The sequence below is a fragment of the Streptosporangium minutum genome, assembly GCF_002149035.1.
GTDB classification, from domain to species: Bacteria; Actinomycetota; Actinomycetes; order Streptosporangiales; family Streptosporangiaceae; genus Streptosporangium; species Streptosporangium minutum.
This window is the reverse complement of the sequence record NZ_NGFP01000367.1, coordinates 1-7,036: the sequence shown is the minus strand read 5'-3', so window position 1 is coordinate 7,036 and position 7,036 is coordinate 1. Positions and strand designations below refer to the sequence as shown.

Here is a 7,036-nt window from a genome sequence, read left to right as displayed (position 1 = left end):
CCCCTGCCCCTCTGGCCTCCGGACCCCTGCCCCTCTGGCCTCCGGACTCCGTGCCACCGCCGCCCGACCCTCGCCTCCCTGACCTCCGTCCGGACTCCGTGTCCTCGGAGACCCGTGCTCTTTGAGACCTGTGCTCTTTGAGACCCGTGTCCCTTGAGGTCCGTGTCCCCTCTGTCCCTCTGCTCCCGGCCGTCCGGCGCGTGATCTGCGGTGCCGTACGGACGCAATAAACTGGCGCCGGTGTCGCAGCGAGGGCGAGGTGAGTTCGCGGTGCGCAAGTCAGGGATCACGCAGACGCTTGATCTGGTTGATGTCGGCGAGCACGTGTGCTGGGTCGTTGATCCGGACCAGGGATACACGGCCGCCACCTCGACGTTCCTGGCCGACGGCGAGCTCTTCGGCGACAAGGTGGTCATCTTCGGGTCGGCGTTGGAGCCCTCTCCGGCCGCCGGCATCTCCCGCGGGGCGGTGGTCGTCGATCCGCGGCTGATCCGTGGCGCGGGCCCCACCCCCGACATGAGTTCGATGCTGGGCCTGGTGCGGCGCGAGGCGGACAGGGCGGGACGCCAGGGCTACCGCGCCCTTCGCGTGCTCGCCGTGATGGACCAGCTCGTGCCGCCGGGGGCGGGCGTGGACATGCTGATCGACCATGAGCTGCGCCTCGACGAGCTCGTGGCGGACAGCGCGGCCATCATGGTGTGCGCCTACGGCCGTGACCGTTTCGGCGCCGCCACGTTGGACCACGTGGCATGTGTTCACCCTCGTGAACTGGGAAGTGAGTGGGCGGGGCCGTCGTTTCGGATGTTCAGCTCGGGGCCGGACAGCTGGAGCGTGTGCGGAGTGGTCGACTCCGACGGCGCTGCGGCGTTCAGCGCCGCACTGACCGCCGTCGCGGCGCTCTCGCCGGCGCTGCGGCTCCGTTTCGACGAACTGGAGTTGATGGACGCATCCGGGATGCGCGCGCTCATGGAAGCCGCCACCCGGGCCCCGGTCCGCAGCATCACCGTCGAGGGCGCGAACCCGACAGTGCGCTCGTGCTGGGAGATGCTCGGCTACAGCACCTACGAGGCACCCGTGGAGCTGACGCCATGACCACTCAAGTCACCGGAGCGGAGGGGACCACAGGACTCCGCCACGAGCTTTACTCCTACTCGGGGGAGACGCAGTTCCTCGACGGGACCCTGTCCTTCATCGAAGACGCGCTGGCGGCCGACGAGGTCGTCCTGGTGTCCGTCCCCGAGAGCAGGGAGCAGATCCTGCGCGCGGAGCCGGCCGGCTCCGACCCTCGCGTGGTGTTCATGGACGTCTCCAAGCTGGGCCGCAACCCCGCCCGGCTCATCCCGGCCTGGCAGCGGTGGATCAGCGAGCGGGCCGAGGAGGGGCGTCCGGTGCGCGGCATCGGCGAGACCGACTGGAGCGGGCGCGGCGCGGCGGAGGTCGCGGAGCTGCGCTATCACGAGTGGTTGCTGAATCTCGCCTTCGCCGGCTCGCCGGCATGGTGGCTGCTATGCCCCTACGACATCGACACGATCGATCCCACGACCATGCGGGCGATCAGCCAGTGCCATCCGTTCGTCCTGGAGCAGGGCAGCCACCGGGAGTATCCCGACTACGTCCAGGAGCCCTTCGTCTGGGACGACCTGGAGCCGGCGTGCGACCCGTTCGAGGAGTTCCCCTACAGCAGGGGGGATCTCGCGGCCGTCCGGGAAAAGGTGTCGGCCTGCGCCATTCCGCATGGCCTGCAGGGGGAGCGGCTGAGGGAGACCATGATCGCGGTCACCGAGGTGGCCGGCAACAGCATCGCCCACGGCGGCGGCCACGGGACCCTCCGTACCTGGGTGCAGGGGGGCACGCTCGTCTGCGAGTTCCACGACGACGGGGTGATGACCGATCCCATGATCGGCCGCAGGCTCCCGAGTCCCCGCCCGTTGAGCGGCCGGGGCATGTGGCTCGTCCACCAGCTGTGCGACCTGGTGCAGATCCGCTCCGCTCAGGGGACCGGCACGACCGTCCGCCTGCACATCGTGATTCCTCCGGCCTGACCGCCGGTCACCCGCCCTGGAGCGCCTCCTCCACGGAGGCGGAGAGCGTGAAATAGGGCAGCACCCCGGTGGTGGTCAGCATGTGACGCAGGGTGCGGCTCACCCCCGCCAGGACCAGGCGGGTCCCGCTCTCCTGGCTCCGGCGCAGCATCCACAGCAGTTCGGCGAGCCCGGTGGAGTCGCAGAAGGTGAGTCCGGCGAGGTCGAGGACGAGCGTCGGTGAGTCGTCGGTGCCGCTGGTCCATGCCTGGCTGAGCTCTCGCCGGAACGTCGGCGCGTAGTCGTAGTCGAGCTCGCCGATCGCACGGACGACGAGGGCGCCGCCGTGCGATCCGGACAAGATGAGGAGCGTGGCCGCATCTTCGGTTGACATCGGGAACTCCTTAGACCCGCAGTTCACAGGGCGGGCGTTCCCTACGTCCTACCAGGTATGCGGATCTGGCGACTCATGATGGCCAAGAATCGGAGGGGGCGGAATGCTCTGAACGTATACAGGGTACGGCGGCGCGGGGCCTGCCCGCCCGATGGACGTCCTCAGCACGGTTCCCGGTCCTTCCCGACCCTCGGTGAGCGCTCGGCGTTCTCGCGTTCACCGGACCGGACTCTCCCTAGTCTGACGGCCCGGTGGCCCTTTGGCTCTTTTCACGGCCGGGTGGCCGTCCGTGCGGCGCCCGCCACGCGGACGGAGGCGCCGCCGGGAGGTCGGACCTCCCGGCGGCGCCTCCACCGGCTCCGCTCTCCCTACGGGTTGGTGGTGATGGTGAAGGTCGACGTCGTGTTCTTCACGTTTGTCGCGTTGTTGCTCAGCCTCAGGTTGTTGAAGGTCACCGAACCGACCGCCGGGCCCTGGCCGGGCTCGGGCATCTCGTTGACCCAGATTCCGAACCCGGACTTGGCGTCGAAGGCGTCCCCGCTCTTCTGGGCGCCCGAGATCGAGATGTCCGTGAAGACCGTGTCCTTGACCGGGAACTGCGGCTGGCCGCCCACGTAGTTCGTCTGGAACATGATGCCGCTGTAGGTCGGGTCCACGATGTCCACGTCGCTGACGCGGATGCCCTGGAAGACCTTCGAGGCGGAGAAGACCCAGATCGCCGGGAAGGTCTGCGCGCCCCAGAAGTGGCCACCGGCACGGACGATGGAGATGTTCTCGAACTTCGTCGGCGGGTCGGCGCCGAAGCCGTTCATCGGGTAGCCGAAGTCGAGCGAGCTGATCGTGATACCGGAGTAGACCAGCGTGTCCGCGATGTAGATGTTCCTGAAGACGTTGTCGTAGCCGCCGTAGACCGCGACGCCGGCGGCGCGCCAGGTCAGGATGGAGGTCAGGTTCTCGTAGACGTTGCCCTTCATGTCGGCCCCGCCGGCGTCGATGGCCGAGAACAGCGCGAAGCTGTCGTCACCCGTCGCGCGGGCCTCGTTGTTGACGACGTGGTTGTCCGTGCTGCCGTTGGTCATGTTGATGCCGTCGGCGAACATGTTGCGGATCCGGGAGTTCTTGATCGTCACACGGTCGGTGTTCGCGCCCCAGTACAGGCAGACCATGTGCTCGTTCCAGATGTTGTCGATCACCACGTCGGCGACGTTGGAGAAGTCGAACACCTTGCCCGGGCCGTCGATGCGTGAGGTGTAGTTCCCGAAGTAGGCGAAGTTCGCGAACGAGGAGCCGTTGGCCGTCCCCTCCGCGCGGAATCCGATGTCGGTGTTGTCCTGGGTCGACGGGGCGCGGAACTGGGTGTACCAGGGGCCGGCGCCGACCACCTTGACCGCCTTGCCGTACACCTGGAACTTGCTCGCCGTCTGGTAGGTGCCCGGCGGCAGGTAGACGCCGACGAGGGCGCCGGTGTTGTCCATCCGGACCTTGTCGAGCGCGTTCTGTACGTCCTGGTGCGTGAAGCCCGCGGGCACCGTGTACTTGGCGGGGTCGGGGTTCGCGATGGGCGACACCTGCTCAAGGTTGATGAAGTCGATCGCGTACGTCGTGGTGTTGGCCGGGTCCTTCTGCAGCCTGATCTTGCTGCCGGCCGGGACGGTCGTCCCGAGCATGACGTTGGCCTCGTCGTAGATGTGGCGCGGTCCGCCCGCTCCCGGCGAGTTGCCCGGGCTCGCCTCGTTCCCGTACAGCCACGCGTACTTGGAGGTCAGATTGATGGGCTTGAGGAAGGTGCCGTTGACGTAGACGTTGAGCGTCGAGTCGATCCCGCCGCCGCCCGCCGCGTCGGGGATGGAGAAGCGGGTGACGAGGGTGTTCGTGCTGGCCTTGGTCGTGAACTCGACGTAGCTGCCGTTGGAGTTCAGCGTCACCGCCCTGCGGCCGGAGGCCTCGCCCGCCAGGTTGCCGATGTCCCTGTTCGGGCCCAGGACGGTGGCCCCGCCGCCGACGACGGCGTCCTCGGCCTCGTACATGTCGTAGGGCATGTTGGCGCCGCGCCCGACGAAGAACGGCTGCGTGCCGGTGTTGTTCTGCCGTTTCACCGGCAGCTCGTTGGCGTCGTCGGCCAGCACCGTCTTGACGCTGTACTTGCCGTTGGCGGCCGTCCACGTGCCCAGGCTGACCGGGCTGGTCGTGGCGCCGGCGGCGATCACGCCGCTGTGGGAGCCGGTCAGCGTGCGGACGACGGTGCCCGCCTCGTTGGAGACCGTCAGCGTGACGGCGTGGGCGCCGCCCGCGGAGGCCACGGTGCCCTGGTTCCTGATCGCCACGGAGAAGGTGACGACGTCGCCGTTCGCCGGGGTGCTCGGTGTCCAGCTGGTCGTCGCGACGAGGTCCGAGCTGTCGACGGGCCTGACGACGAGCGGGGAGGGGGCCGTGTGGCCGTTGTTGGTCTCGTTCTGCTCGATGACGCTGTTGGCCTCGTCGACCTTGGCGCTCAGCGGGTAGGCGCCCGCGTCACGGGGACCGACGCCGGCGGACACGCTGGTGGACGCTCCGGCCGCCAGCGCGCCGACGGCGGCGGTGCCGACCTTGGCGGTGCCCAGGTAGAAGTTGACGTTCGTCGCGCCGGAGGCCGCCGTCCCGATGTTCTTGACCGTGGCCGTCAGCGTGACGGAGTCGGTCTCGACCGGGGCCGAGGGGGCCGACGACATGCCCGTGATCGTCAGGTCCGGGTTGGGGGCCGGCGTGCCGATGACCTGGAACTCGGCGACCTGCCCTGCGGGCGCGCCTGAGTTCGTGGTGATCTTGAGCTGGACGTCGGCGGCCGTGGCGGTGACCGGGATCGTCACGGTGTTGCCGGAGGCGGGGTTGAAGGTGTGGACCGCCGCCGAGGACAGGTTGGTGAAGGAGGAGGAGCTCTGCTCGCGTCCGAGGACCTGGATGGTCTGCGTGCGCGTCCCCCACGAGCTGTCGGGGTTCAGCTTCAGCACGACCGAGTTGACGGCGGCGTTCGAGCCCAGCTGCACGGTGAGCGTGCTGGGGTAGCTGCCGCCGTTGCCTTCCCAGTAGGTCGCCACGTTGTTGTCGTTGGCGTTCGTGGCCACGAAGGTGAAGACCGAGGACGACGCGGTGATCGGCTTGCCGACGGCCAGGTTGGAACCGCCGCCGCTGCCGCCGCGCGTGACGGTGTTGCTGCCGGAAGACTGGTTGCCCGCCGCGTCCTTGGCCTTGACCTGGTACGACACCGTCGCGCCTGCGGGCTGGCTGTCGGTGTAGGTCAGGACGCCGCCCGCCACGCTGCCGCGCAGGGCGTTGTTGGCGTAGACGTCGTAGCCGGTCACGCCCACGTTGTCGGTGGAGGCGTTCCAGGTCAGCCTGATCTGACCCGAGGCCGGTTCGGTGTAGGCCAGGTTCGTCGGCGCGGTCGGCGCCTGCGTGTCGCCACCGGGATCGGCGGGGCCGTACACCTCCAACTCGGACAGCTGACCGGCCGGCCAGCCCGTGTTGCCCGTGATGGTCAACCGCACGTACCGGGTGCTGGTCGCGGTGAAGTTGATCGTCACCGTGTTGCCGGTCGCCGGGTTGAAGGTGTAGCCCGCCGACGGGACGATGGTGGTGGAGGGCGGGCCGCTCGTGCCTCCCTGCACGGTCAGGGTCTGGGTCCTGGTGGCCCAGTCCGTCGCCGGCGGCAGTTTCAGGACGACCTTGTTCACGCTGGTGGAGGCTCCGAGGTCGACCTGGACCCACTGCGGGAAGGTGTTGTTGACGCTCTCCCAGTAGGTGGCCGCGTTGCCGTCGTTGACGTTGCCTGCTGTGTAGGGGTTGGTGGCGCTGCCGGCCGAGGCCGGCTTCCCCGCCGCCAGGTTGGGGTCGGCCGCCGCCGAGGCGGGGGAGATCGGCCCGAACAGGGCCAGCAGGCTGGTCGCGAGCGCCGCCGCGGTCAACCGTAACAACGGGACGTGCTTGTTTCTCATTGCGTTCCTCTGTCTCTCGTCTGGAACGGCAGGTGCGGAGAGGAGACCGTGGCGTCCGCCGCGCGACGCACTCGACCACGGGCGGGTACGGCCTCGCCGGCGAGGGATGGATGCCGGGTCCCTGGGAGCCGGCGGACGGGCGGGCCGGGGTGACCGGTCGTTGTACGCGGCCGTGCTCTCCGGTCCGCCTCCGGTGGCGGATTCAGGTGTCGCGGCCGACCGCGGTCGCCGGGCGGCGACCGGACACGCAATGCCGAAGCCGACATCACCTGGGGCCTCTCCGTGGGGGGTGCGGAGCGGGCGCACGGACACTGCGTATCCCTGCGAGAAGTTGCGAAGAACAGCTAGAAAGTAACGATGGTTTGCAAGAATCTTGCATCGTGTTGGCCAAATGTTAACTACGCGCTACAGCCGCGTCAACGGTTCGGAAAAAACGGTCTGTTGCGACATATCGCCCTGTGGTCAATCCCGGCCGGCGGTGGGCCGGGTGGATCGTTCCGTCCCGGCCGGCGTCGGACGGAAGTGCCGACGGATGCCGTGCTGTACGGGATCCCGGAGGATCGTAGAGCCGGGGGCGCTCCGGCCGGAGGGGAAGCGGTGCGGCCGGACAGGAAGGACGCTCCGGCTGGAGGGGCGTGACGGGACGAGGG

Annotated in this window: 4 protein-coding genes; 2 read left to right on the top strand and 2 right to left on the bottom strand. The window is 68.8% G+C overall.

Annotated features, from left to right (window positions below; genetic code table 11):
* The first annotated feature begins 240 nt into the window (after positions 1–240).
* Together CA984_RS41540 and CA984_RS41535 are read left to right on the top strand one after the other, a co-directional pair.
* Positions 241–1,092: an MEDS domain-containing protein gene (locus tag CA984_RS41540; RefSeq protein WP_165781616.1), complete on the top strand. Its 852-nt coding sequence runs from the start codon at positions 241–243 to the stop codon at positions 1,090–1,092.
* Positions 1,089–2,042, top strand: a complete 954-nt coding sequence (locus tag CA984_RS41535) for a sensor histidine kinase (protein ID WP_086578822.1) — start codon at positions 1,089–1,091, stop codon at positions 2,040–2,042. The genes CA984_RS41540 and CA984_RS41535 overlap by 4 nt, the downstream gene beginning before the upstream one ends.
* 7 nt (positions 2,043–2,049) lie before the next feature.
* On the opposite strand, the gene CA984_RS41530 is transcribed toward CA984_RS41535, so the two are convergent.
* Both CA984_RS41530 and CA984_RS41525 read right to left on the bottom strand, forming a co-directional pair.
* A complete protein-coding gene (locus CA984_RS41530) occupies positions 2,050–2,415 on the bottom strand; it encodes an STAS domain-containing protein (protein ID WP_086578821.1) in 366 nt (121 codons plus the stop codon).
* 368 nt (positions 2,416–2,783) lie between these two features.
* Positions 2,784–6,386 (bottom strand): galactose-binding domain-containing protein, encoded by a 3,603-nt coding sequence (locus CA984_RS41525; protein ID WP_086578820.1) that lies wholly within the window; start codon positions 6,384–6,386, stop codon positions 2,784–2,786.
* Between the last annotated feature and the right edge of the window lie 650 nt (positions 6,387–7,036).

Bases quoted from the DNA above. Each gene is read 5' to 3' on its own strand.
- CA984_RS41530 (WP_086578821.1), bottom strand. From the start codon at position 2,415: ATGTCAACCGAAGATGCGGCCACGCTCCTCATCTTGTCCGGATCGCAC.
- CA984_RS41535 (WP_086578822.1), top strand. From the start codon at position 1,089: ATGACCACTCAAGTCACCGGAGCGGAGGGGACCACAGGACTCCGCCAC.
- CA984_RS41525 (WP_086578820.1), bottom strand. From the start codon at position 6,386: ATGAGAAACAAGCACGTCCCGTTGTTACGGTTGACCGCGGCGGCGCTC.